We start from the raw sequence: 24,419 nt of genomic DNA on the forward strand, positions 1-24,419 counted from the left end.
TTATGGGGGTATATATGAATCTGTCGTTTCCATACGGAAAAGAATTTTTGAAAATCGATATTCCCGACGAACGCTTGAAGGGCGTCATCGTTTCGAACCTTCATCACTATACGGCAAAAAATACGCCGGAAGCGCTCGTCGCCGAAGCGCTTGAAAATCCCGTCGGTACGAAAAAACTTTCGGAACTCGCCGAAGGGAAAAACAATATCGTGCTCATCGCAAGCGATCATACGCGCCCCGTTCCGAGCAAAGTAATCGTTCCGCCGATGCTTGCCGAAATCCGAAAAGGAAACCCGAACGCCGACATTACGATTCTCATTTCGACCGGCTGTCACAGGCTTTCGACAAAAGAAGAACTCATCGATAAATTCGGCGAAGAAATCGTCAAGAACGAAAAAATCGTCGTTCACGACTGCGACAATTCTCCGCTCGTAAAAATCGGAACGCTGCCGAGCGGCGGAGAGTGCATTATCAATAAGCTTGCAGTCGATGCCGATCTGCTCGTCGCGGAAGGTTTTATCGAACCGCACTTTTTTGCCGGTTTTTCTGGCGGGCGCAAAAGCGTGCTTCCCGGCGTGGCGAGTCGCACAACCGTGCTTGCAAATCACTGTTCCGAATTCATCGCCGACGTGCATTCTCGTACCGGTATCCTCGAAGGAAATCCGATTCATAAAGATATGGTGTGGGCGGCACACGCGGCGAAACTCGCGTTTATCGTCAACGTCGTCATCAACGAAAAAAAAGAAGCGATCTATGCGGTTGCAGGCGATGTCGAATCGGCACATAAAAAAGGCTGCGATTTCCTTTCGTCGCTGTGTAAAGTCGACGCGTTGCCTGCGGACATCGTCATATCGACGAACGGCGGCTATCCTCTCGATCAGAATATTTACCAAGCGGTAAAAGGCATGACGGCGGCGGAAGCGACGGTCAAAAAAGACGGCGTCATCATTATGCTTGCAAAGTCGAACGACGGTCACGGAGGCGAAGGATTTTATCACCAGATGGCCGACGAGCCGGATATTCAAAAGACGCTCGATCTTTTTATGAGCCGCGGCAGAAACGAAACGAAGCCCGATCAATGGCAGACGCAGATTTTTATCCGCATTTTACAAAAGGCGCGCGTGATTTACGTTTCGGACGCTCCCGATGAAACGGTGCGCGCTCTGCACATGATCCCCGCGCACAGCCTCGAAGAAGCGATGAAAGAAGCCGAAAAACTTTGTGGCAATCCGAATGCGACGATAACCGCGATTCCCGACGGCGTGTCGGTCATGGTTATCGAGTAATATAAAACGGCCGAGTATTTTCCGCTTTTGTGCGGTGCCCTGCCGGCTGTTCGGTGACACACGACTGTCCGGCAAAACATTCACCGCTCGGCGCCCTGCGGATACTCGGTAAAACATCCGCCGATCGGAGCTGCCTGAAACCGAAGCTTTCGGGCAGCTTTTTTTGCTTTTTACAAGATTTCTTTTTTTATTATTTATGGAAAAAATCATACAAAAAGTAATCGAAAATTATTTGTTTTTGCTTGCGGTCTTTGCCCTCGTCTATTTCAATCAAAAGCGGGTCGGACGCGTATCGGTAAAAAAGCGGCGCGCGGTGTTTATCATGCTCATGCTCGCGCTTTGTTATTTGGCGTTTTTACTTTTGATTCAAGGAATGCATTGGAATCCGTATTTTGCGATTCCCGGTTTTATCGCGGTTGTTTTTACGGGATTTTTGCTCCGCCGCTATACGTGGCCTTTTAAAAGCCGCTGTCAAAAATGCGGAAAGCGATTGACGATTACGCAGATGCTCACAAACGATGAAAATATCTGCGGCGCATGTTTTATTGAAGCGCATCCGGAACTTGCGCCGAAAACGGAAGCCGATATTCAAAAAGAATTCGACGACGAATGGGCTGCGTGGAAACCCGACGAATACGTCGTACTGTGTTTTATCGTAAACGAGAGGGATCAGGTGCTGCTCATCGAACGGAAGCATATCGAAAAAGGATCGGGAAAAGTGTCGGGAGCTATGGGGCGTTTGAGAACGGGGGAAGATCCCGTCGCTGCATGCAAACGGTGTGCGCTCGAAGAGACGGGACTTGCTGTCGAAGAGGTGCGCTGTCACGGAAGATTGAATTTTGCACTTCCCGGCCGCGACTTGCGCTGCTATGTGTTTGTCGCCGACGAGTTTGCCGGTACGATCAAAGAAACCGACAAAAATCTGCCCTATTGGGTAAACAGCAAAAAATTGCCGTTCGGCAAAATGTCCGTCGACTGCCGCGTATGGCTTCCGATCGCCCTCGACCGCGGTTATTTCGATTATTACGGTACGTGCAACGAAAAAGGCTATGTCGTCAAAGATACGCTTCGCAGACAGCTCCCGGAAGGACCTTTTGCGTGATAGGCGGTATCGATCGCCGCAGTGCGGCAGCTGTCGAGAACGCGCCGATTTTTTCGTTACACGTTTTGTCGGCGAATACGGTTTTTTGTACGGTTGATTTATTATATAATTCCCTCAAAAAAATTAAAAAAAAACGCTAATGTCTTTTTGCCGAATTCCGATGATTAGTATGTAAGGTGATAAAACCAAAACAAGCCGAGTACGGTTTGTCTGATACCAAAGCTGAAGGAGATTACTTATGGTTATCAATCACAATATGAGCGCTATGTTTGCAACTCGCGCTGAGGGACTCACGGAGGTTTCCCAACAGAAAGACATGGAAAAGCTGTCCTCTGGTATGAGAATAAACCGTGCAGGAGACGATGCTTCCGGCCTTGCCGTTTCCGAAAAAATGCGCAGCCAGATCCGCGGCTTGAATCAAGCGTCGACGAACGCGCAGAACGGCATTTCGTTCATTCAGACGACGGAAGGTTATCTGCAGGAAACGACCGACATCATCCAGCGCATCCGTGAACTGGCTGTTCAGTCTTCCAACGGTATTTACAGCGCGGAAGACCGCATGCAGATCCAAGTCGAAGTTTCTTCGCTCATTGCCGAAGTCGATCGCGTTGCAAGCGCGGCGCAGTTTAACGGCATGAACATGCTTACCGGCCGCTTTGCCCGCCCGACGGGAGAAAACACGGTCACCGGTTCGATGTGGTTCCACATCGGCGCAAACATGGATCAGCGCACGCAAGTCTACATCGGTACGATGTCGGCGATGGCGCTCGGTTTGCGCAACGTCGGCGACGAATCGATTATGACGCTTGAAACGCCGGATGAAGCGAACCGCGCAATCGGTACGCTCGACGAAGCGATTAAAAAGATCAACAAACAGCGTGCCGACCTCGGTGCATATCAAAACCGCCTCGAAAAGACAATCGTCGGTCTTGATATCGGTGCGGAAAACCTCCAAGCATCGGAGAGCCGCATCCGCGACGCCAACATGGCAAAAGAAACGGTTAACTTCACGAGAGACAACGTTCTCTCACAGGCTGGCACGGCTATGATCGCACAAGCGAACCAATCTAGTCAAAATGTGCTGAGCTTACTTCGGTGAAATTGTCGTAAACGGCAGAGGCCGATAAACACAGCTGCTCCGAACGTTCCGAAATCGAACGCGTCGGAGTGGCTTTTTTGTTTTTAAAGGGGAGATGTACAGAGTAGCAATAAATTTAAGGGTAAAAAGTACGCTCTTGACTATTTAATCGATAAGCAATATTATATATAGAACATACGACGCGGGGTAGAGCAGTTGGCAGCTCGTCGGGCTCATAACCCGGAGGCCGCAGGTTCAAGTCCTGCCCCCGCTATATTGCTAAGTTGTTATGAAGTGTGTCGGTGAAATTACACACAAAGATGTAAAGCATTTTTTCCGGTGATCACGCACAGAAGTTTGCTTCTAAGATGTAAACTCAAGTATCGAAACAATCACAATATTTCTCAAATGGGCCTATTATAATGAAGTAATTTATTTGCCTAGAGTCGCTTTTTTTTACCGGTTACTCGTCCGCTTGTTAGCACTATTTTCTGTTGACAAAAGATCAAGTTTCGCATAGCATATTTAATGATGTAGTTAGCAATGTGTAACTTTTAAGCGTGTACGTTTTATCGGGGAATAGTATGACGGTAAACAAAATCAATGTGCGATTCGAAAAAATCGGACGTTTTCAAATAAAGCATCGGACGGCATTTTTAATCGCAATCGCCCTTATTACGCTTGCGGGCTTTGCCGGCTTGCCGAGGTTTAAATCGGAAGACGACGAAGATCAGTGGATTACCAATTCCAAAGAGCAAAAAGCCGCAAACGACAGATTTAAAGAATTGTTCGGAAACACCGACGTCGTCGCCGTGCTCGTCGAAGCCGACGACGTGTTCGACCCTGAAGTGCTTTCCGCGATCGACCGGCTCGGCAAGCGCCTCGAAGCGGAAGTACCGTTCGCGGATGAAGTTACGTCGCTTATGCGTTTGACCGTTTCGCAAGGCACGGAAGAAGGTATCGAAGTCAGCAATCCGTTTAAAGACGGCATCCCCGGCGGCGGCAAAGGGCTTTCGCAGATGACGGAAAAAGAACGAACGGAGCTCGCTGAAAAAAAAGCGTTTATCATGAGCCGCGAATCGCTCGTCAACAATATCGTATCCGACGACGCGAAAGAGACGTGGGTGGTTCTTTCGCTGACGCCTTACGACGACGATTATGCGGATATGTACAAAGTCGGCGACGCTGCGATCCCGATCGTCGAGGCGGATGAATTTAAAAGCGACGCTTACACGTTCAAAGGCAGCGGCGTCGGCTACATCGAAACGGAAGAAAGCCGCGCGGTAAGGCACGATATGAAATGGCGTATCATCACGGGCTTTATCGTCATGCTCGTCTGTTTGATTTTGTTCATCCGTTCGGTGCGGGGAGTGCTCGTTCCGATCTTTGCAACCGTCGGCGGTATCGGTACGGTATTCGGCTTTTCCGGCTGGTTCGGCATCATTGCCGGAGAAAATCTTCTGACACTGCCGATACTGCTCGGCATGGCGCTTTCCGTCGGTTATGCGATTCACTATATCAACGGGTTCAATTACGAATTCCGCAGCTGCGGCAGCCGCAAAGCCGCTGCCGTCGCTGCGGTGAAAACGACCGGCTGGCCGATTTTATTTACCGTCATCACGACGATGGCATCCTTTATTTCGTTTTTTACCGCCGGCATCGGTGCGCTGCGTTGGCTCGGCGGTACCTGTTCCGCACTCGTCTTTATCATCTATCTGTACGTCATCGTGCTGCTTCCGGTTTTGTACAGCTACGGAAAGGACTCCCCCGCGGCGGCAAAATCGCCTTCACAAAAAGCGTTACGGCGGGAAGCGCGCATAAAAGCGTTTCACGAAAAAGTCGATGCCGTATACGGACGCTTCGGCGAACAAGTGCTCCGACACCGACTGCCGATCCTCATCGTCGGAGGGGCGATCACAGCGGCATCCGTTTTCTATATGTTCCGCATTGAAGTGAATATGGACTACGTCGGCATGATGGGTAAAAAAGTTCCGTATGTCGAACGCATGATTTCCATTATGAATTCGAAACTCGGCAACCAATATTCGTACGAAGTGATGATCGAACTTCCTGAAGCCGACGCATTTAAAGAGCCCGAAAATATGCAGGCGCTCGACGATTTGGGAGCCGCCCTCGGCAAACTCAGGCTCACGAAGATATCGGGTACGAAACCGCGCGTCACATCCGTAACCGACATCGTAAAAGAGATGAACCGCACGCTGAACGGCGACGATCCTGCGTTTTATACGATTCCGAAAGAGCGGGATTTTTTAACGCAGCTGTTATTCCTGTACGAATTATCCGGCGGCGAAAATCTTTCCTCATGGATGAGCGACGACTGCAGCACTGCATACGTACACGTCGAATTGAAAGAATACGATGCGAACGCGATCGATGCGGACATAGTCGATGCGCGTTCTCTCGGCTCTCGTTATTTTCCCGGTGCGAAAGTTTTCTGCATCGGCGAAATCGTCGGTTTTGCGACAATGAATCACACGCTCGTTACCGGCGAATTGAAATCGCTCGGCGGTTCGTTTATAATAATTTTACTCCTTTTGATAATCGTGTTTTCGAGTATCCATACGGGATTTATCGGCATGATCCCGAACGCCGCCCCGGTACTGCTCGTCGGCGGGCTCATGGGTTTTTTCGGATATCCGCTCGATATGCTCACGATGACGATTATGCCGATGATACTCGGTATTGCGGTTGACGATACGATCCACTTTACGAATCACGTCAAACTTGAATACGAAGCGACGGGCGATTATCACAGAGCGGTCGTCGATTCATTTGTCAAGATCGGTCGATCGATGATTGCGACGACGGTTATCCTGTGCGCGATGTTTTCGATGTATATGTTCAGTTCGATAAGTATGCTGTTCCGCATCGGATTGCTGAGCGTCGTCGGACTCGCTGCAGCTCTTATCGCCGATTATACGTTGACGCCGGTGCTGCTGTTTTCGGCAGAGTCGTTCGGAAAAGAAGCGGATGCAAAAGAAAACAATGCGTCGAAACATGATAATTTTCCAACCGTTTCGCGCATCAATTGAATGGTGAGTTTTGAAAATAAATAAAATGGTGCGGAGGCGAGGTTCCGGCTGCGTGCCGTTTCGAGCGTTAGGCTTACGGAAGCCTGCATTAGAAGCTCGACCACGGCTAAGCGGACGGGTTCTCGCCGAAAGCATAGCTTTATTTAACTAATATTTTCAAAACTCGATATTCGACTTAATAATATTGATTTTGGAGGATACTATGAAAAGGATCGAAAAATTGTTAAAAAGAGCTGCCGTATTTTTTGCAGTCGGTGCCTGCGTGTTCGCGGCCGCCGCACAGGATTTGAGCGGCTACGATATTATGAAGCGCGCGCGAGACGCGGACACCGGCAAAACGGGCACCTATACCGCAACGATGACGCTCGTCAATAAAACCGGTAATCAGCGAGTGCGCGAAATCGTGTATTATACGAAAGATTACGGCGATAACGATAAAACGGTCATCGTTTTCCGTACGCCGAAAGACGTCGCTGGTGTCGGCTATTTGATGTGGGAATACGATGAAAAAGCCGACGGTACGAAAAAAGATTCCGACAATTGGTTGTATATGCCCGCGATGAAAAAAGTGCGCCGCATATCCGGCAGCGAAAGCGGCGGCGATTTTATGGGAACGGATTTTACCTACGACGATATGGGCGACAGAGCGCTTTCGAAAGATACGTTTACCGTGCTCGCTTCCGAAACCGTCGACGGCTTCGACTGCTGGAAAATCGAATGCGCTGCAAAAGATAAAACGGAAAAAAATCCCCGCCGCATCGTATGGATCCGCAAAGATAATTTTAAATTATTAAAAAGCGAATACTACGACCGGCAAAACGCACTGCAGCGTAAACTCGAATGCACAAACATTGAAAAAATCGACGGTATATGGACGATCGGAAAAATGACGATGGTAAACGTCAGGACGAATCATTCGACCGTCATCGAAATGAAAGACGTGCATTACAACATACCGATAAACGATTCCGTCTTTACCGTTGCATCCCTTGAGCGTGGAGCGATAAAATGAAATTATTAATTTTAAAAATGTTGCAGGCTGTGCGGCGGTATCAAGTCGCCCTGCTTGCGGCGTTTTGCGCTTTTGCGGGTACGTCCGCGTTTTCGCAGGACATCACATTTTCGGGAAGCGCTAAAACCGCAGTCGGCGTTTTTATCCGCGGCGATAATGCGGGCGATTTTTCACCCGCAAAAGAAACGGTGAGCGGAGAGATCGACGCGCGCTTTGCGGATTGTGCGGTCTTTATCGCGGGCAACGCGTATTTCAATGCGCTCGCTGCAAATTCCGGAGGAAGCTTTTCGGTTGTCGACGGACTCGGCGCGGAACTGCAGGAAGCGTATTTTACGTGGACGTCGAACGAGTTCGGAAAGGGTTTGACGGCGGGCTTAAAATTCGGCCGGCAGATAACGGCATGGGGAAAAGCGGACGGCATACGCATCGCGGATATCCTCTGCCCGCAAAATCTCGCATCTCTCGGTACGTCGAACTACAGCGAAAGCAGGCTCGGCATCGACGCGATAAAGGGCACGCTTTCGGGAACGTATTTTTCCGCCGATGCGTATTGGATTCCGTTTTTCAGACCCTCTGCGCTTCCGTTCGAATCGTGGAATCCGATCAGGAAAGCGCTCATTCCGAGTTCCGTTGGTGCCGTACCGGTCGTACTCGGCGATATTTCAAAGCCGGAGCTGAACATCGCAAATTCGAGCTATGCCGCGCGCGTAAGTTTTTGGTTTCCGGCGGTCGACTTTTCGTTGTACGGATACTACGGCTTTGACGATTCGCCGAATTTTATGTATACGCCCGGTGCGATGCCGCCGCCTAAAATTACCGTGACGGGAAAATATTATCGGTACGGCATGGCAGGCTTCGACTTGGCCGTTCCCGCAGGAGCTTTTGTGATCAGAGCGGAAAGCGCGTTTTTTATCGAGCGCGCGCTTCAGCTCGGACAAACTTCGCTCGGCGGCTACAAACGAAAAAACGAACTGAGAGCCCTTGTGGGATTCGACTGGAATAAAAACGGCTGGATGCTTACCGCGCAGTATTACGGGGACGTCGTATTCGCTTATGTCGACTCGCTTGCGCGCGACGCGTACGAGCATGGAGCTACGGCAAACCTTTCGAAGACGCTTTTTTCCGAAACACTCACGCTCTCGTGTACCGGTCTTGTACGCTTAAACGATTTGGACGGCTTTGCCGGTCTTAAAGCAAAGTACAGCCTCACCGACGAAATTTCGCTTGCACTTGCGTTCGACGGCTATTTTCCCGGTCCGAAAAGCGACGGCACTTACGGAAAGTATAAAGATTTGAGCTGCGTGCGATTCGAGGGAACGGTCAGATTTTAATCGACCTGGCCCCCTATTGTTTTGCGCCGCGAAGATGAAGATATACCGTATTTTTTGAAATATTCAAATGCCGTGCGACGATAGCGACGGCGTCTTTAATTTTAAAGATACCTCTATCGTTTAATAATTCTACGATACGCTTGTTTTTCAGCGAAGGGAGTATGGAACTGTCCGTTGCTACGAACAAGCGGATATCGTCGAGCGATTTTAAAATCAATTCATCGGTCGTTTTTGAAAAATTTTCTTTGATTTGCGTTTTATACGGAAATTCCGCAGAAGGCGTATTGCTTTGAATCAGCGAAATAATCGGAGCATTCAAATAAAAATTGATACACAAAAGACCGATCGGCTTACCGCCTTGTCCGCGTATGATAATCGTCGAAGATTTCAGCGGCTCGCCTTTTTTATTTTTTGAAAAATAACTTTCGGAATTCTTCCCTTTTTCGGAAGCGATTTTTGAAAGCATGGAAAGACCGAAGTCGGTGATAGGGCCGCCTTCCGTTCTGCCCGTATGGAAACCGTTCATGATTTTAATAATCGATGTATCGATATTTTCGAGGCTGTGCAATACTATTTCGTAATTGCACCCAAGGTATTCGGCAAGCCCGTCTACGATGATCTTGCATGATTCGAGAATCGCTTTGTCCGTTTCGGTAAGTTTCGTATTCGTGTCAGGCATGCCGTACTCTTCGCCCCCGCAAACATCCGCCGCGTTTCGCTACTTTTTGAATACTTCACGCGCCATATTGATCAGCAGAAAGACGGCGACAGCCAAACCAATTGCGATAATAGTGTAATCGATAAATCCCATTGTTTACTCCTCACGTTTTTTGCCGGCAGTATAACAGATAGTATTGGCGATAAACATCGTAATCGTCGAGCAGATAATACCGAATAAAAAGTGACTGATTCCGAGCGGCGAACCGAGTGCAAGATATCCGAGCGTAGTGATGATTGCAACGATGATCGTAATGAGCGTACCTTTTTCGTTCATCTTTTCACGCCAAAAGAATATACCGCACAGAATAGGAACGAGCGCAGCACCGCACGGAGCACCGACGTTTTCCATGATCGAAACGATCGACGCTCCGAAATACCCGACGATAACACCGAGCAGTGCGACGATAACCATTGCGATGCGTTGAAATTTCAGCATCGTACTTTCTTCGATATGTACAATGCGCGCTATGACGTCACGCGTAATCGTAACACTTGTGAGCATTGTGACGGAAGCTGCCGTTCCCATAACGGCAGCAAGAAGCGCTGCCAAAAGGAATGCACCGAGCACGGGATTCGTTAATGTATTTATCATTGCCGGGAGAATGGAGTCGGATGTTCCAAGCTGAGGAATGAGTACGATACCGAGCAAACCGGCGAGACTTGCAAACAGCAAATACGGAATGTAAACGAGAAGCGTTGCGGTAAGCGAAGCGTTCTTTGCTTCGGTTGCCGTACGTGCGCCGCATACGCGTAAAAAATTTTCGCTATTGAGCATATTCGATGTACAAAAGTACAGACCGCTCGAAATCATTGCACCGATACCCATGCGCCGGAAAGTCAAAAACGACGGATCCGCACGGGTTAAGAATCCGCTCAAGCCTCCGGCTTTCGAAAGCGCGATAATCGGAATAATTACCATGACGGAAATCACCATGAGCGAAATATTGAGTTTGTCCGTTTTCGTCGCGGAAACCATTCCGCCGATAACCGTATAGATGAGCATGACACCGGTCATGATAACGATCGCGGCAAGGAGTCCCAGCGACGGCACAAACAGTTGTAAAATCGTACCAAGGGCGCGGATTTGACTTGCAGCTATTCCGAATATTTGAAAAATCGTTAAGACGCTGATCCAATCGGCAACCCGTTTTCCAAGATATTTGCGAATAAGTTCGGGTATAGTCGTAACGTTTGCCGTTCGAATCTTTTTTGAAAAAAGCAGCGATGCAAGTATCGCTCCTATTCCGACGCTGACTGCCAGATAAAAGCCCTGTACGCCGAACGCATAGCACATACTCGCACATCCGAGCGTTGAACCGGCTCCGATCCATGCGGACGACATGGAATAAACGTTTGTCCAAAACGGAATCTTTCTTCCTGCTGTAGCAAAATCATCGGCTGTCTTAACTTTTGTCCCGCCGATAATACCGATTACAAGGATTGCAAGAATATACAGTAAAGCTACAATTATCTTTGCCATAAAACCTCCCGCTGCGTTTTTACGCACTCCTTTTTATTGTTGTTTTGCCATTACGTCGTTGAGCGCTTTTTCAAGTCGATTTAAACCTTCTTCGAGTATGTCGTGACTTGTCGCCATACAAATCCGAATATGTCCGGCCGAACCCGGTCCGAAAAAGCGCGCTCCTCCGGGAACAAGCGCTACTTTATATTTTTCCCGCGCGAGCTCGACGAATTTTACAGGATCCGTTTTTGTTTTTGTGATATCGGGAAAGACGACAAATGTCGCCTGCGGTTTATGACAGCTGATGCCCGGCATGTTCCCGATACGTTCAAGCGTGTAGTCTCTGTTCTTCGTCATCTGCTGCATAAATTCATCGACTCGGTAAAACGATTTTTCACAACAGGCGATTCCGGCGATTTGGGAGAGACATGAAATTCCGCCGATCGTCGTATCGACATACGAAGCGGCGACGATTTTATCGTATGTTTTTTGATTCATACAATAAATGCATCCGGTACGAAGGCCGGCAATTCCGAAGCTCTTTGAAAAACCGTATACCGAAAGCGTTCGTTCATTTCGATCGGGACCGAATTCGATCAAACTGTTGAATCGGTATTCGGGATATATGATATCCGACCAGATTTCATCGTTCATAATATAAAATCCGTATTTTTCTGAAAGCGTAAGGAGGTAATCGAGATCTTCTTTTGAATACAACATACCCATCGGATTATGCGGATTGCAAAAACCGAGCATTTTTGTTTTCGGCGTAATATAATCTTCAAGTCCCTCGAGCGAGATTCCGTCTTTTGTTAACTTGGTCGGAAACAGAATAGTTTTTGCACCGGCAGCTTCCATAGATGTTTTGAATAAAAAATCGACGGGATCAAAAACGATTACTTCGTCTCCAGGTTGTAAAAACGCTTTTGCGATGACGGACATTCCGCTCGCTGCGCTGTCAATCGGCAGGATTAAATTCGGATCTACCTTTTCATTTTTTCGTTGAAAAAACGCTTTTGAAAGCGCTTCCCTAAATTCTTTAAAACCTCGAGGGGGCGTATACGGAAAATAACCGGCTTTTGAATATTCAATAACGGCATCCGCAATTTCGGGAGCTGCAGGAAAATCGTGATCTGCAGCCGTCAGCGGAATTACATCGTCCGGTTGTTCCGCCCAACGCATATTGAATGCACGCTTCCGCAATACATCCAAATTAACAGTGTCGTTTGTAAAGCCGTTCATAGTACCTCCTTCTGAACTTTTGGAATAGAGCTTATCCCTCCGTTTCCGCGACGACCTCCACTTCGACGAGTACGTCTTTCGGAAGCTGCACGACCGCTATGCACGAACGCGCGGGTTTTCCGGTAAAATATTTTGCATACACTTCGTTGAACGCCGCAAAGTCATCCATCGTTTTGAGAAAGCACAGCGTTTTGACCGCTTTCGTAAAACCGCTTCCCGCCGCGTCGAGCACAGCTTTGAGATTTTTCATAACCTGTTCCGCTTGTTCGGTTATCGTTTTGCCTTCAACGGCGCCCGTCTGCGGGTTGATCGGAATTTGGCCGGATGTGTACACGAAGCCGTTTGCGACGATTGCCTGCGAATACGGTCCGATTGCGGCGGGCGCATTTTTCGTATCGATTACTTTCATAAGAGTGCCTCACTTGTTTTAAGATTTATGATTTTAGTATAACACTGAAAATTATTGCAGTCAATGAAAATTTTACTGAATTTTTATTCATTGATATGGAATTACCACTTGACGGAAAACGAAACGGGTTTCGTACTCGTAAGCAGTTCTGCGAGTGAAAGCTCGACCGTTTTGGACGCTTTTTTCTCGTCGTTCGGTGCAAAGAGCGAAATCTTTATTTTCGAGCGCTTGAGCTCATCGGCAAGTGCTTGACCGTAGACGGAAGCGATCAAATCGACGTATTCGTTTTGTTCCATCGGTTCGCCGAGAAAAAGAGGTGCCATGCATAAATCGATATAAGACTGCATCGTCTCGGGCAGGAGTTTGTATAATTTTGCACAGGATTCGGGAGAAAGCACGAGCGACAAACTGTTGGCGGATCTCGAAATACAGCCCGACTGCGACACGGGAGCGATTCCGTTTTTCGGCAAACAAAGCCTTATGCCGAGCGATGTGTCCGCAGGAGAAGTGATGCGCACATCGTTGACGCCGGCCGCTCGGAACTGCGCCGTCATCTCATCCGCATCGAAGAGGGGCGAAGTCCCGCCGCCCGAAAGCGCTTGCATGATTTCGATAAATGCCGAACCGAATGCCGCATCGTATGTTATATTGACGCTGCCGTCGCCGTTTGCACGCAGTTCGACGGAAGACGTACAGGACATAAACAGCAGCGATAAAAAAAGAAGTGCCGCCGCAAACATAAAAAGCAAAGATTTCGTGCCGGCCGCTTCGGAACACGGCGTTTTTATGAGTAGATTTTTTTTCATAGCATACTTCCTCGTATAAAAAACAAACCGAGCGGAACAAAGGTTATACGAAATTTTTTTTGTATAACCGAGGGGGCTTTTCCTCTCAGCAGTATCGTTGCGCATTTGTTTTCCTTGTGATATATTTTTTGCTATGAAAGGCATCATTCTTGCAGGCGGGTCGGGCACGCGCCTCTATCCGATCACGAAAGCGGTTTCAAAGCAGATTTTGCCGCTGTACGATAAACCGATGATTTACTATCCGCTGTCGGCGCTCATGCTTTCGAAAATTCGAGAAGTTTTAATAATTTCAACACCGCGCGATCTGCCGGTTTTTGAAGAACTGCTCGGAGACGGAAAGCGGCTCGGTATGCGTTTCGAATACGCGGTACAGGATAAACCTCGCGGACTTGCGGACGCCTTTATCATCGGAAAGAATTTTATTAAAAACGATACGGTCGCGCTTGTGCTCGGCGACAATGTTTTTTACGGACAGGGATTTTCGCGCAGTCTTTCAAACGCGGTTGAACAAGTCGAGACGAAAGGCGGCGCGGTTATTTTCGGTTACTATGTCAAAGATCCGAGCGCGTACGGCGTTGTCGAATTCGATACAGACGGCAAAGTAGTCGGCATCGAAGAAAAGCCCGCTCATCCGAAAAGCAATTACGCCGTTCCGGGTTTGTATTTTTACGATAACAACGTCGTCGATATCGCGTCGAACGTAAAACCTTCGGCGCGCGGGGAAATCGAAATTACGTCGATAAACAACGCGTACCTCGAACGTTCCGCTCTGTCGGTCGAACTGCTCGGGCGCGGTATGGCATGGCTCGACACCGGCACCTACAACGATTTACTCGAAGCGGGTAACTTCATCGCGACGATCGAAAGGCGGCAAGGCTTGTACGTGTCGTGCATCGAAGAGATCGCATATCGGAACGGCTGGGTTTCACGGGATGATTTGTTAAAACTCGCGGACGGCTACAAGACGGATTACGGCCGCTATCTCGAATACATCGCAAGCTTGTGATGCGGTCTGTACGCACGGCTCAGGCGCTGAAAAACGTACATGATTTTTGCGGGCATGCGCCTCGTGCGATACGATACGAATTATTAATTATTAATTTTGGAGTATGCGGTGTCGTTTACGTTTAATCAATGTTGTGCCGGCGGAGAGCCGATCGCGGGGCTTTTTGAAATAGTACCGAAAGTGTTCGGAGATGCGCGCGGTTATTTTTTTGAATCGTACAGCGCGCACGACTTTGCCGCGGCAGGGATCGATGCGCGCTTTGTGCAGGACAACCAGTCGCGTTCGACAAAGGGCGTTTTGCGAGGTCTGCATTTTCAGACGAAACATCCGCAGGGAAAACTCGTGCGCGTCATATCGGGCAGCGTATACGATGTCGCTGTCGATTTACGAAACGATTCTCGAACCTTCGGAACATATTGCGGAGTTGTACTCGACGGAGAGAAGCAAAATCAATTTTACATTCCGAAAGGCTTCGCGCACGGATTTTACGTGTTGAGCGGTGAGGCGATTTTTGCGTACAAGTGTACCGATTTTTACGATCCTACAGGCGAAAGCGGCATTATGTGGAACGACAAAACGATCGGAATCGATTGGGAGCGCGCGGCTCCGGGTATGACGCCGCTCCTTTCGGAAAAGGATAAAAAACATCCCTCATTCGATAAAGATACGCGCTATTTTTCAAAGGACGGTATATGGCTCGGAAATTAACGAATATCATGGTCACCGGCGGCGCCGGTTTTATCGGCTGTAATTTTATTCGCTTTTTGCTCGGAAACGAAAGCGGTTTTGCCGGGCGCGTCGTCAACGTCGATTGTCTCACTTATGCGGGCAACCTCGAAAGCCTTTCCGACATCGAAGCCGAGTACGGCTCGTCGCGCTATTTTTTTGAAAAGGCCGACATCTGCGACAGAGCGGAAATCGAGCGTATTTTAAAACAATACGATATCGACACGATCGTGCACTTTGCGGCGGAAAGCCACGTTGACCGTTCCATTTTGGGGCCGGAAGCGTTTATCAAAACGAACGTGATGGGAACCTTTACGCTGCTCGACGCCGCGCGCAATTTTTGGCAAAAGCCGGACGGTTCGATGCGCGAAGACGTGCTCTTTCATCACATAAGCACCGACGAAGTGTACGGCTCGCTCGGAGCGACGGGAGCTTTCACCGAAACGACGCCCTACGATCCGCGCTCTCCGTATTCGGCGAGCAAAGCGTCGAGCGATCACATCGCGTCGGCATACAGCCACACGTACGGTTTACCGCTTACGCTTTCGAACTGCTCGAATAATTACGGGCCGTATCAGTTTCCCGAAAAACTCATCCCCCTCATGATCGCAAATATCCGAGACGGAAAGGAGCTTCCGGTATACGGCGAGGGTAAGAACGTGCGCGATTGGATTTACGTCGAAGATCACAACCGTGCGGTGTACCTCATTTTGCAAAAAGGCGAGACCGGACAAAAATACAATATCGGCGGAGAAAACGAACTGCAAAATATCGAACTGCTGCAAAAACTCATCGAGCTTACGGCAGGCGAACTGCATAAAGACGTCGCTGCCGTTGAAAAGACGATCGTTCACGTAAAAGACCGCCCCGGACACGACCTCCGCTACGCGATCGACTGCACGAAAATCAAAACCGAACTCGGCTGGCGGCGTAAAGTTTCGTTCGACGAAGGACTTCGCCGTACGGTGTCGTGGTATTTTTCGCATCGGGATTGGATCGATCACATTCTCTCCGGAGAATACAAAACCTGGATTACGGAAAATTACACGAAGCGGTGAGGAAAATAATACTACAATATATACAAAATGACGGGAATAATATCTTAAAGAATTGATCAATAAAATTAACCGGCACTTGTTGCGTGCCGGTCGTTTGGATTTTGCAAATCGATTTTATTTTCGATTTTATTTTTTCGAACTTCCAAAAATCCGATTCGGGTTTGCCGTATATTTCAAGCGGAGTGCCGATCTGTTCGACTTTGCCGCGGCTCATAACGACGATTCTGTCGGAAACGGTGAGCGCTTCCGATTGATCGTGCGTGACGTACAGGCACGTCGTTCCGAGCGCTTTTTGAATTCTGCGGATTTCCGTGCGCATGTGGATCCGAAGCTTTGCGTCGAGGTTCGAAAGCGGTTCGTCCATATACCCGTAAGGATCGCCGGAATGATGAGCGGAATCGTTACGTGCGTAAACGCGAGAAGCCGATAAATACAGCTGCTCCGAACGTTCCGAAATCGAACGCGGCGGAGCGGCTTTTTTGTTTTTTAAAGGTACGGATATTGCAAAACTCGTACAAGGGTAAGCCTTTGCCGAACATAAAGTCGTCATTCGGATGGCACCGTTTTGCCATCCCGCCTTCCGCGCTTCGGTAACCCTCATTCCCGCCGCTTTGTTTAAACTTTCGTTTGCGGCGGGAACGCTTTGCGGCGCTCCACGCGGGCATAGGCCGGAACGTTTAAGCGAGACGCTGCAATGCCGCATTTTAAGGAAGGAAAAGTCGGATGTCGCGCTTCGCGCTCGTTGCAAGGTTGCGCGGGGAACTTCGCTCGATGCCCCGCTTTGCTGCGCAACTGCGTTGAAAACTGTGAAAAATATGTTATAATATTGATAAGATGCCGAAGCATCTTGCAAAAGTTTTTATAGGAGGGATGATCCGAAGCGCCGTCTGAAATGGCGCCGCCGCTTCGGATCTCGAGTTTGCGCGGATGTTTGCGAAAGATGTGTATACGTGCCGTTTCGATAAAAATCGTATGAGTACGATACACTGTATTTTGCGAATTCGACTATTCGACGTGTGCGCGCACGCGCACGGCTAAAAACTTTTTCGAAAGTTGATTCGAAGTCCGCGAAAGCGGACACGTAGAATCAGTTCTTTGCAGAACGAGCCGGAGGCTCTAGCATCCTGCAAAAGTTTTTAGAGGAGGTTCGCATGAACAAAACAAAATCACGCCTATATGTTTGTATAGGGGGGGGGCTCGGTAAAACCCTTTTAAAAAAAATACCGATTAGAGCGGCGGGCGCTTTATTGTTTGCCGCAGCGCTCGTCTTTACAAGCTGTTCGAACGACAGCGGTTCGGGTGTGCCGCAAGCACCCTTTGTCGAAGGCGGTGCTTCGCTCATCTTAAGCTCCGATAAACCCAACATCAAAGTTACGGCAACGACTTCCGATGGTCTCGACATTACGGTAGAAGGCTGCAATGAAGCGACGCTTACAAGCGGCACCGAAACCGACCTGCACGCAAACGGCACACTCGTGATTCTAAAAGGCAAGATCACCGAGTTGACCTGCTGCGAAAATAAGCTTATCGCGCTTAACGTGCGGGGATGTTCCGCTTTGGAATATCTGGATTGCGACGACAATCAGCTTGCCGTGCTCAACGTGCAGGAATGTTCCGCTTTGCAATCTCTGTACTGCAGCGACAATCAGCTTGCAACTCTAAACGTGCAGGGCTTGACCGCTTTGAACAGGCTGGATTGCTACGAAAATCAGCTTGCCGCGCTTAACGTGCGGGGATGTTCCGCTTTGAAAACGCTGTACTGCGACTGCAATCAGCTTGCTGCAGCCGCATTTAAAAAGCTATTTGACGATTTACCGACGCGGGATGCCGGCGATAATGCAAAGTGTTATCTTTACTCCGAAGATCCCGGCGTTACCGAAGGCAATCACACAGACTTTACCGTACCTGATGCACTGAAAAACGCCTTTGAAACCGCGAAAACCGACAAGAAGTGGACGATGTATAAGTATGATGCGGACGGGAATGCGCAAGAAATTTAATGTAATTTAATGGGCAGCGAGTAGTTGATAATGGGTAGTGGTAATTACACATTACCCATTACACATTAAAAACCTGCTTCCGCGCTTGGGAAAATGACGGTCTTTACCGCAGTCCCGCATCGGCTGGTAAACCGATCCGTACGGCTGAACGATTGACGACATTCGTAGCGTTTAGATTGACACGCGCTTCGCCTTTCCCGTTGCCGATTTCGGCGTTTTATATTACACTCATTTTATGGCTTACGAAGTTACGGCGACGCGGCGGCGACCGCAGCAATTTTCCGATTTGGTCGGGCAGGAATTTGTTGCGGAAACTTTAAAGAATTCGATTTCGTCGCATCAGATCGCTCATGCGTATTTGTTTTCCGGTCCGCGCGGCTGCGGCAAAACGTCTACGGCGCGCATCCTCGCAAAAGCGCTCAACTGCGAAAACGGGCCGACGCCTGCTCCGTGCGGCACCTGCGCGCATTGTACGGAAATCACGAAAGGCGCGAGTCTCGACGTTATCGAAATAGACGGCGCGTCGAATACGAGCGTCAACGACGTGCGCCAAATCAAAGACGAAGTGATGTTCCCGCCGAATTCGTCTCGTTATAAAATCTATATCATCGACGAAGTGCACATGCTTTCGACGAGTGCGTTCAACGCGCTTTTAAAAACGATCGAAGAGCCGCCGCCCTACGTCGTCTTTATTTTTGCGACGACGGAGCTGCAAAAAGTTCCGGCTACGATTAAAAGCCGTTGTCAGCAATTCAATTTCCGTCTCGTTTCCGCAGAAAAGATAAAGGATTTGCTTGCCGATGCGGTACGTGAATTGTCGATTCAAGCCGACGACGAAGCCCTCTATTGGATTGCACGAGAGGCGACTGGTTCGATCCGCGACGCGTATACGCTTTTCGATCAGGTTGCGGCGTTCAGCGACGGCGTCATCACGTACGATAAGATCCGCGACAAGCTCGGTCTCGTCGGCGTGGACAGACTCAACGAATTGTTTGAAAAGTGCGCGGCGGGCAAAGCCGACGATGCGATCGGCATGCTCGACGCGTACCTCGAATCGGGTATTTCGATCGAACAATTGATCGCAAACAGTACGAATTATATCCGAAGCCTTTTATTGATTAAAAACGGCATTACAAAAGAATCGCTGCTCGGCAGTTCGGCCGAACGTTACAGTTCCGCCGTCATCGAAGCGTGGAATACGGTGCAGATTGAGCGCGCGCTTTCGATTTTTTTGCAGCTCTACCGCGATATCCGTTATTCGCTTTCGCCGCGCTATGAGCTCGAACTTGTGTTTTCGCGCTTGTGCTGGCTTTCCGAGTACGTGTCGCCCGCCGAAGTCAAATCCGCGATCGATTCCGCCCGTGCATTGTTGACGGCGGGATCTTCTGCGATTCCGGCGCAAGACGCGGGGCGCGCTGCACAAAACGATGCGGCGAATGCACAATCTGCCGGGCAATTGTCCGGAACCGATGCGGCGGCAGGACGGGCTGCGCATCAATCGATCGGGGGCAATGCGGCGTATACGCAAGCTGCCTCTCCCTTGGTGCCTGACGGTATTGTCGGCGGAAACGGAGGAAGTTCACAGAGTACGGCTCAAAACGCTTTTGCGTCTTCGGCGCAAAGCCGTGTCGCTTCGGAAATGTCCAAGACTATGCCGCGTTTTTCAGCCCTCGCGGAACAGGCGCCGGAGAACGAAAGCCCTTTTTATAACGGCGGGGCCGTGCCGCCTGAACAAGCGGCAGCGAAAAGCGAGGATCGACCGGAAGTACAGGCGTCGCCTCAAAGCGTTCCTTTATGGGAAAGTAACCTCTCTTCCGACGATTTTGATGACGGCGATTTCGACGATACTGACGATGCGAATGAAACTTCGGACGATGCGGATGAAAGCGGCGGTTCCGGCGTAACGGCATACATTCCATCGCTTCCCGCCGAGAGTGCGGACGACGCGCAAGATGAAGCGCAATCCTATGTAACGGGCGGCGGCCGCACGATTACCCTTGCACAGCTTCGAGGGAGCGTTATCGCCGAACTCGGCATACACGATGCGCCGACTGCTGCAGCGCTTATGACGACGACTCCGTGGCAAATTTCAGGCGATACGATTTCTACGCAGGCTGCAACGGCGTATCAAAAGACGCAGCTTGAACGGCAGCGCGACGCGATTTTGCGGACGCTTGAAAAAGTGTGTGAGCGGCGCATGGATTTTTCGGTGAGTTTAAAAGAAATCGAAGAGGCGGCGGGGCCGTCCGAAGTGCCGCAGCAAATAAAAATCCTGTGCAGCGTTTTTAAGGGAAGCATAGTAGGGGGAAAGATATAGATGAATCCGTTCGAATTATTGCAAAATACGGCAAAGCTCAAAGAAGAAGCGCAAAAGATGCAGAATGAACTCGCCGCGTTATCCGCCGACGGTTCGTCCGGCGGTAAAATGGTTACCGTTACCGTGAACGGAAAAATGGAGATGACTGCGATTCACATCGATCCCATTTGCGTCGACAAGCGCGATGTCGCGATGCTCGAAGATTTGATTGTCGCCGCTCATCACGATGCGTTCGCCAATATACAGGAACGGATTAAAGCGAAAACCGGTTCGCTCTTGCAGGGACTCAATATTCCCGGATTGAATGTATGAACGCGCTCGAAGAACTCGTCGATTCGTTTTCGCATCTTCCGGGCATCGGGAAAAAGAGCGCGTCGCGCATCGTGCATTATTTATTAAAATCCGATCGCGCTTATGTGAATCGTTTTGCTGAACAGCTTTCGGTGTTGCAGGACAGAATCAAACAGTGTTCGGTCTGCGGTTCGTGGACGGAAGACGATCCCTGTCCTATCTGCTCGAATCCGCTCCGCGACAAAACCCTCATCTGCGTCGTCGAACAGCCGCAGGACGTGCAAACCATCGAGAGCGCGCACGAATACGCAGGTTTGTATCACGTGCTCGGCGGTGTGATTTCTCCGATCGACGGCATCGGCCCCGATCAGCTGCGTATCGCCTCCCTCCTTTCCCGCGTAAAAGACGAACACATCGAAGAGATAATCATTGCCACGAACCCGACGGTAGAAGGCGATACGACGGCATTGTACGTGCAGCAGCTGCTTGCAAAAACCGGCGGTGTAAAAGTGACGCGCCTTGCATCCGGTATTCCCGTCGGCGGCGATTTGGAATATACCGATAAGCTGACTTTAATGCGGAGCTTCCGCGGAAGGATTGCGCTGTAGGAAAAAGATCGGAAACCGATACTGACTCCAAAAATTATTATACGTATAATTTCTCGTAAGTTTTTTATACGTTTTTCTATATTGCAGGTTGACCGGAAAAATTAATCGGTTATAATATTTTGAGGAAAGAAACTATACCGATAAAGTGAAGTACCGGCGTTGTCTATTTTCTTTTAGGAGTTTTTATGAAACAATTATTTTTCGCAATTCTTTTTGTTGCACTGCTTTCAAGTGCAGGTGCAACACCTCCCCCTCCGTCAAGCTACGCTATACAAGAGGTACATGTAGAAGACTTTCTGCACTATGACGAGTTTAAGAAGGAACTTCACGAAAAAATTCATGATATTGTAAATCCGTATGGCGAGCACAAGATAAACTGTAATGATTGGGCGTTGATCTGGTATATCCTGTGGAACGGTGGAACTGAGCCGAAGCGCGCACGGTTGTTTTGTAATAATGTTATTCGTCATACGTTTGTCGGTGTTAATGTAGAAGGTGAGTGGTTTTACATAGATGCTGAAACGTGCTTACCTATGGGACATCCGTCGCTTCATGATTACAATTACCGTGAAAGCGATAACTGGGAGTTCACGGACTTTATTCTCAGTGCATATAAGATGCTCGGTAAGGGTGATGCTGTGTTGTGGAATAGGCTTCGAGAGCAGCAGGGAATACACGATGACTAATGTGGTACTGTTCACAGGCGACAATGAGTGCGAGATAGCGGCGATGCTTTTACGACAATGCTCCGATGAATGGATAGCTCATGCGCTTTTTGACGCTGCGGAGTTTACGCTAGGTCGCGTGTACTATGTTGACGAGGACGTAGTTTAAGGTTGGTAGAAAAAAATTAACTATGGGTAATTCATGCGGTCGCTGTGTTACGGATTTGTAACTTGACCGGGAGAATTAATCAGTTATAATCAAAAGTAAATAATATGTCGGAAGTCACAGGTTGCAGGTTGACCAGAAAAATTAATCAGTTATAATGCCTGCCGCGCAACAGCAATTCGGCGGGGGGGTGCAGGTTGACCAGAAAAATTAATCAGTTATAATCAGCTTTTACAAGGTTACCTATAGCATTGCGTTGCAGGTTGACCAGAAAAATTAATCAGTTATAATAAATCAATGAGCTTATGTGTATAATACGGGTTGCAGGTTGACCAGAAAAATTAATCAGTTATAATCAGCTTTTACAAGGTTACCTATAGCATTGCGTTGCAGGTTGACCAGAAAAATTAATCAGTTATAATAAATCAATGAGCTTATGTGTATAATACGGGTTGCAGGTTGACCAGAAAAATTAATCAGTTATAATTGTGGATCGCTTGGCTCGCTTTTCGGTGCGGTTGCAGGTTGACCAGAAAAATTAATCAGTTATAATTGCAACACCGTTACAGATTTCTTTGATTTGGTTGCAGGTTGACCAGAAAAATTAATCAGTTATAATTTCTTTTGGCAACACAGGTCTTTATTGGTCGTTGCAGGTTGACCAGAAAAATTAATCAGTTATAATTATCTCGACGGCAACGTCATCTTGCGGTCAGTTGCAGGTTGACCAGAAAAATTAATCAGTTATAATCAATCAGCAGGAACTCGGCATGGATAAGCCGTTGCAGGTTGACCAGAAAAATTAATCAGTTATAATGCCCGTGTTTAAAGTACGCGCTATCCTCTAGTTGCAGGTTGACCAGAAAAATTAATCAGTTATAATAATGACACATGGGTACAGTTAGAGGACAGTGTTGCAGGTTGACCAGAAAAATTAATCAGTTATAATTTATGTCTACAGAAACTCGACACAAGAAAGTTGCAGGTTGACCAGAAAAATTAATCAGTTATAATTTATATCACATAACCCCGTAGCATTCCACGGTTGCAGGTTGACCAGAAAAATTAATCAGTTATAATTTATGTCTACAGAAACTCGACACAAGAAAGTTGCAGGTTGACCAGAAAAATTAATCAGTTATAATTTATATCACATAACCCCGTAGCATTCCACGGTTGCAGGTTGACCAGAAAAATTAATCAGTTATAATGATTGCGGGCTTCGTGCGAAAAGCGGGTGCGTTGCAGGTTGACCAGAAAAATTAATCAGTTATAATACAGATGACGCAAGAGGACGGCTCATGTACGTTGCAGGTTGACCAGAAAAATTAATCAGTTATAATCATCCTCACAGAAAGGGACACCTGTTTTTCGTTGCAGGTTGACCAGAAAAATTAATCAGTTATAATTGTCCGCCTGTAAACCCGACACGACTTTTTGTTGCAGGTTGACCAGAAAAATTAATCAGTTATAATCACGTTGATAGGCAGTATCCTCACGATCACGTTGCAGGTTGACCAGAAAAATTAATCAGTTATAATCACGTTGATAGGCAGTATCCTCACGATCACGTTGCAGGTTGACCAGAAAAATTAATCAGTTATAATGCTATGCGCTGTTGGAAAATTGCACGTTACGTTGCAGGTTGACCAGAAAAATTAATCAGTTATAATACGTATCACTAAACACAATAGGCCTGCACAGTTGCAGGTTGACCAGAAAAATTAATCAGTTATAATAAAGCACCTGTGGATATGGCTGTTGTAGAAGTTGCAGGTTGACCAGAAAAATTAATCAGTTATAATCTGGGAGCTTAGTATATGAAGTCTCTTTACGTTGCAGGTTGACCAGAAAAATTAATCAGTTATAATCTGTAGCAGGAACTCCGCGGCCTTTGGATAGTTGCAGGTTGACCAGAAAAATTAATCAGTTATAATCGGACAAATTGCGGCAAGACATTGCGTCGCGTTGCAGGTTGACCAGAAAAATTAATCAGTTATAATGAGGACAGGTGTATCCTGAGGTAGACAGTAGTTGCAGGTTGACCAGAAAAATTAATCAGTTATAATAGGTACGTCAGG

At 48.3% G+C, this 24,419-nt stretch carries 19 protein-coding genes, 1 tRNA gene, 1 pseudogene and 1 CRISPR repeat array (1 of these 22 cut by a window edge); of the genes and pseudogenes, 15 read left to right on the forward strand and 6 right to left on the reverse strand.

Annotated elements, in window-relative coordinates; translation table 11 throughout:
* The first annotated feature begins 14 nt into the window (after positions 1-14).
* The 7 genes from larA to IZU26_RS06710 all read left to right on the forward strand — a co-directional run bounded on the left by larA (position 15) and on the right by IZU26_RS06710 (position 8,862).
* Entirely contained in the window at positions 15-1,286 is a 1,272-nt protein-coding gene (larA, locus tag IZU26_RS06680) for a nickel-dependent lactate racemase (RefSeq protein WP_433277747.1), read from the forward strand.
* Positions 1,287-1,482: 196 nt separating this feature from the next.
* Entirely contained in the window at positions 1,483-2,388 is a 906-nt protein-coding gene (locus IZU26_RS06685; RefSeq protein ID WP_433277749.1) for an NUDIX domain-containing protein, read from the forward strand.
* A 238-nt stretch (positions 2,389-2,626) separates the two neighbouring features.
* On the forward strand, positions 2,627-3,487 hold the full coding sequence (locus IZU26_RS06690; RefSeq protein WP_016521388.1) for a flagellin: 861 nt from the start codon (positions 2,627-2,629) through the stop codon (positions 3,485-3,487).
* Positions 3,488-3,667: 180 nt separating this feature from the next.
* Positions 3,668-3,740, forward strand: a tRNA-Met gene (locus IZU26_RS06695).
* Positions 3,741-4,050: 310 nt separating this feature from the next.
* Positions 4,051-6,519 (forward strand): efflux RND transporter permease subunit, encoded by a 2,469-nt coding sequence (locus tag IZU26_RS06700; RefSeq protein ID WP_433277754.1) that lies wholly within the window; start codon positions 4,051-4,053, stop codon positions 6,517-6,519.
* Positions 6,520-6,721: 202 nt separating this feature from the next.
* Positions 6,722-7,531 carry an outer membrane lipoprotein-sorting protein gene (locus IZU26_RS06705; RefSeq protein ID WP_310822455.1) on the forward strand — a complete coding sequence of 270 codons (810 nt, stop codon included), beginning with the start codon at positions 6,722-6,724 and terminating at the stop codon, positions 7,529-7,531.
* A complete protein-coding gene (locus IZU26_RS06710; RefSeq protein ID WP_433277756.1) occupies positions 7,528-8,862 on the forward strand; it encodes a DUF1302 family protein in 1,335 nt (444 codons plus the stop codon). Before IZU26_RS06705 ends, IZU26_RS06710 begins: the two co-directional genes overlap by 4 nt.
* A 13-nt stretch (positions 8,863-8,875) precedes the next feature.
* Here the strand turns inward: IZU26_RS06710 and IZU26_RS06715 are convergent, their stop codons facing one another.
* The 5 genes from IZU26_RS06715 to IZU26_RS06735 form a co-directional block, all read right to left on the reverse strand.
* Entirely contained in the window at positions 8,876-9,541 is a 666-nt protein-coding gene (locus IZU26_RS06715; protein WP_310822453.1) for a helix-turn-helix transcriptional regulator, read from the reverse strand.
* A 135-nt stretch (positions 9,542-9,676) separates the two neighbouring features.
* Entirely contained in the window at positions 9,677-11,062 is a 1,386-nt protein-coding gene (locus IZU26_RS06720; RefSeq protein ID WP_021329673.1) for a sodium:solute symporter family protein, read from the reverse strand.
* Positions 11,063-11,095: 33 nt separating this feature from the next.
* Positions 11,096-12,286, reverse strand: a complete 1,191-nt coding sequence (locus IZU26_RS06725; RefSeq protein ID WP_310822451.1) for a pyridoxal phosphate-dependent aminotransferase — start codon at positions 12,284-12,286, stop codon at positions 11,096-11,098.
* Between the two features lie 31 nt (positions 12,287-12,317).
* A complete protein-coding gene (locus IZU26_RS06730) occupies positions 12,318-12,695 on the reverse strand; it encodes a Rid family detoxifying hydrolase (RefSeq protein ID WP_021329677.1) in 378 nt (125 codons plus the stop codon).
* A 101-nt stretch (positions 12,696-12,796) separates the two neighbouring features.
* On the reverse strand, positions 12,797-13,501 hold the full coding sequence (locus IZU26_RS06735) for a hypothetical protein (RefSeq protein WP_433277760.1): 705 nt from the start codon (positions 13,499-13,501) through the stop codon (positions 12,797-12,799).
* Positions 13,502-13,634: 133 nt separating this feature from the next.
* On the opposite strand from IZU26_RS06735, the gene rfbA reads away from it, so the two are divergent.
* From rfbA to rfbB, 3 genes are all read left to right on the forward strand, one after another.
* The gene (gene rfbA, locus IZU26_RS06740; protein WP_433277762.1) at positions 13,635-14,507 is read left to right on the forward strand and encodes a glucose-1-phosphate thymidylyltransferase RfbA; all 873 of its coding nucleotides are present in this window, start codon (positions 13,635-13,637) and stop codon (positions 14,505-14,507) included.
* A 108-nt stretch (positions 14,508-14,615) separates the two neighbouring features.
* Positions 14,616-15,215, forward strand: a complete 600-nt coding sequence (rfbC, locus tag IZU26_RS06745; protein WP_433277764.1) for a dTDP-4-dehydrorhamnose 3,5-epimerase — start codon at positions 14,616-14,618, stop codon at positions 15,213-15,215.
* Positions 15,200-16,291, forward strand: coding sequence for a dTDP-glucose 4,6-dehydratase (rfbB, locus tag IZU26_RS06750; protein ID WP_433277765.1), 1,092 nt, complete (start codon positions 15,200-15,202; stop codon positions 16,289-16,291). The genes rfbC and rfbB overlap by 16 nt, the downstream gene beginning before the upstream one ends.
* Positions 16,292-16,436: 145 nt before the next feature.
* On the opposite strand, the pseudogene IZU26_RS06755 reads toward rfbB, so the two are convergent.
* Positions 16,437-16,652 (reverse strand): annotated as a pseudogene (locus IZU26_RS06755) (polyamine ABC transporter ATP-binding protein); the annotation flags it as partial.
* Positions 16,653-17,442: 790 nt separating this feature from the next.
* Here IZU26_RS06755 and IZU26_RS06760 point away from each other — a divergent pair.
* From IZU26_RS06760 to IZU26_RS06780, 5 genes are all read left to right on the forward strand, one after another.
* Positions 17,443-18,291: a leucine-rich repeat domain-containing protein gene (locus IZU26_RS06760; RefSeq protein ID WP_433277767.1), complete on the forward strand. Its 849-nt coding sequence runs from the start codon at positions 17,443-17,445 to the stop codon at positions 18,289-18,291.
* A 235-nt stretch (positions 18,292-18,526) separates the two neighbouring features.
* A complete protein-coding gene (dnaX, locus tag IZU26_RS06765) occupies positions 18,527-20,608 on the forward strand; it encodes a DNA polymerase III subunit gamma/tau (protein WP_433277769.1) in 2,082 nt (693 codons plus the stop codon).
* Positions 20,609-20,920, forward strand: a complete 312-nt coding sequence (locus IZU26_RS06770) for a YbaB/EbfC family nucleoid-associated protein (protein WP_433277771.1) — start codon at positions 20,609-20,611, stop codon at positions 20,918-20,920.
* Positions 20,917-21,507 carry a recombination mediator RecR gene (gene recR, locus IZU26_RS06775; RefSeq protein WP_433277773.1) on the forward strand — a complete coding sequence of 197 codons (591 nt, stop codon included), beginning with the start codon at positions 20,917-20,919 and terminating at the stop codon, positions 21,505-21,507. Before IZU26_RS06770 ends, recR begins: the two co-directional genes overlap by 4 nt.
* Positions 21,508-21,692: 185 nt before the next feature.
* Positions 21,693-22,193: a hypothetical protein gene (locus IZU26_RS06780; protein ID WP_038080501.1), complete on the forward strand. Its 501-nt coding sequence runs from the start codon at positions 21,693-21,695 to the stop codon at positions 22,191-22,193.
* Between the two features lie 202 nt (positions 22,194-22,395).
* Positions 22,396-24,419: direct repeats of the CRISPR family, unit length 36 nt; unit sequence GTTGCAGGTTGACCAGAAAAATTAATCAGTTATAAT; it runs 186 nt beyond the window's last position.

Source organism: Treponema sp. SP13 (genome assembly GCF_050938355.1).
Classification (GTDB): domain Bacteria; phylum Spirochaetota; class Spirochaetia; order Treponematales; family Treponemataceae; genus Treponema_D; species Treponema_D socranskii.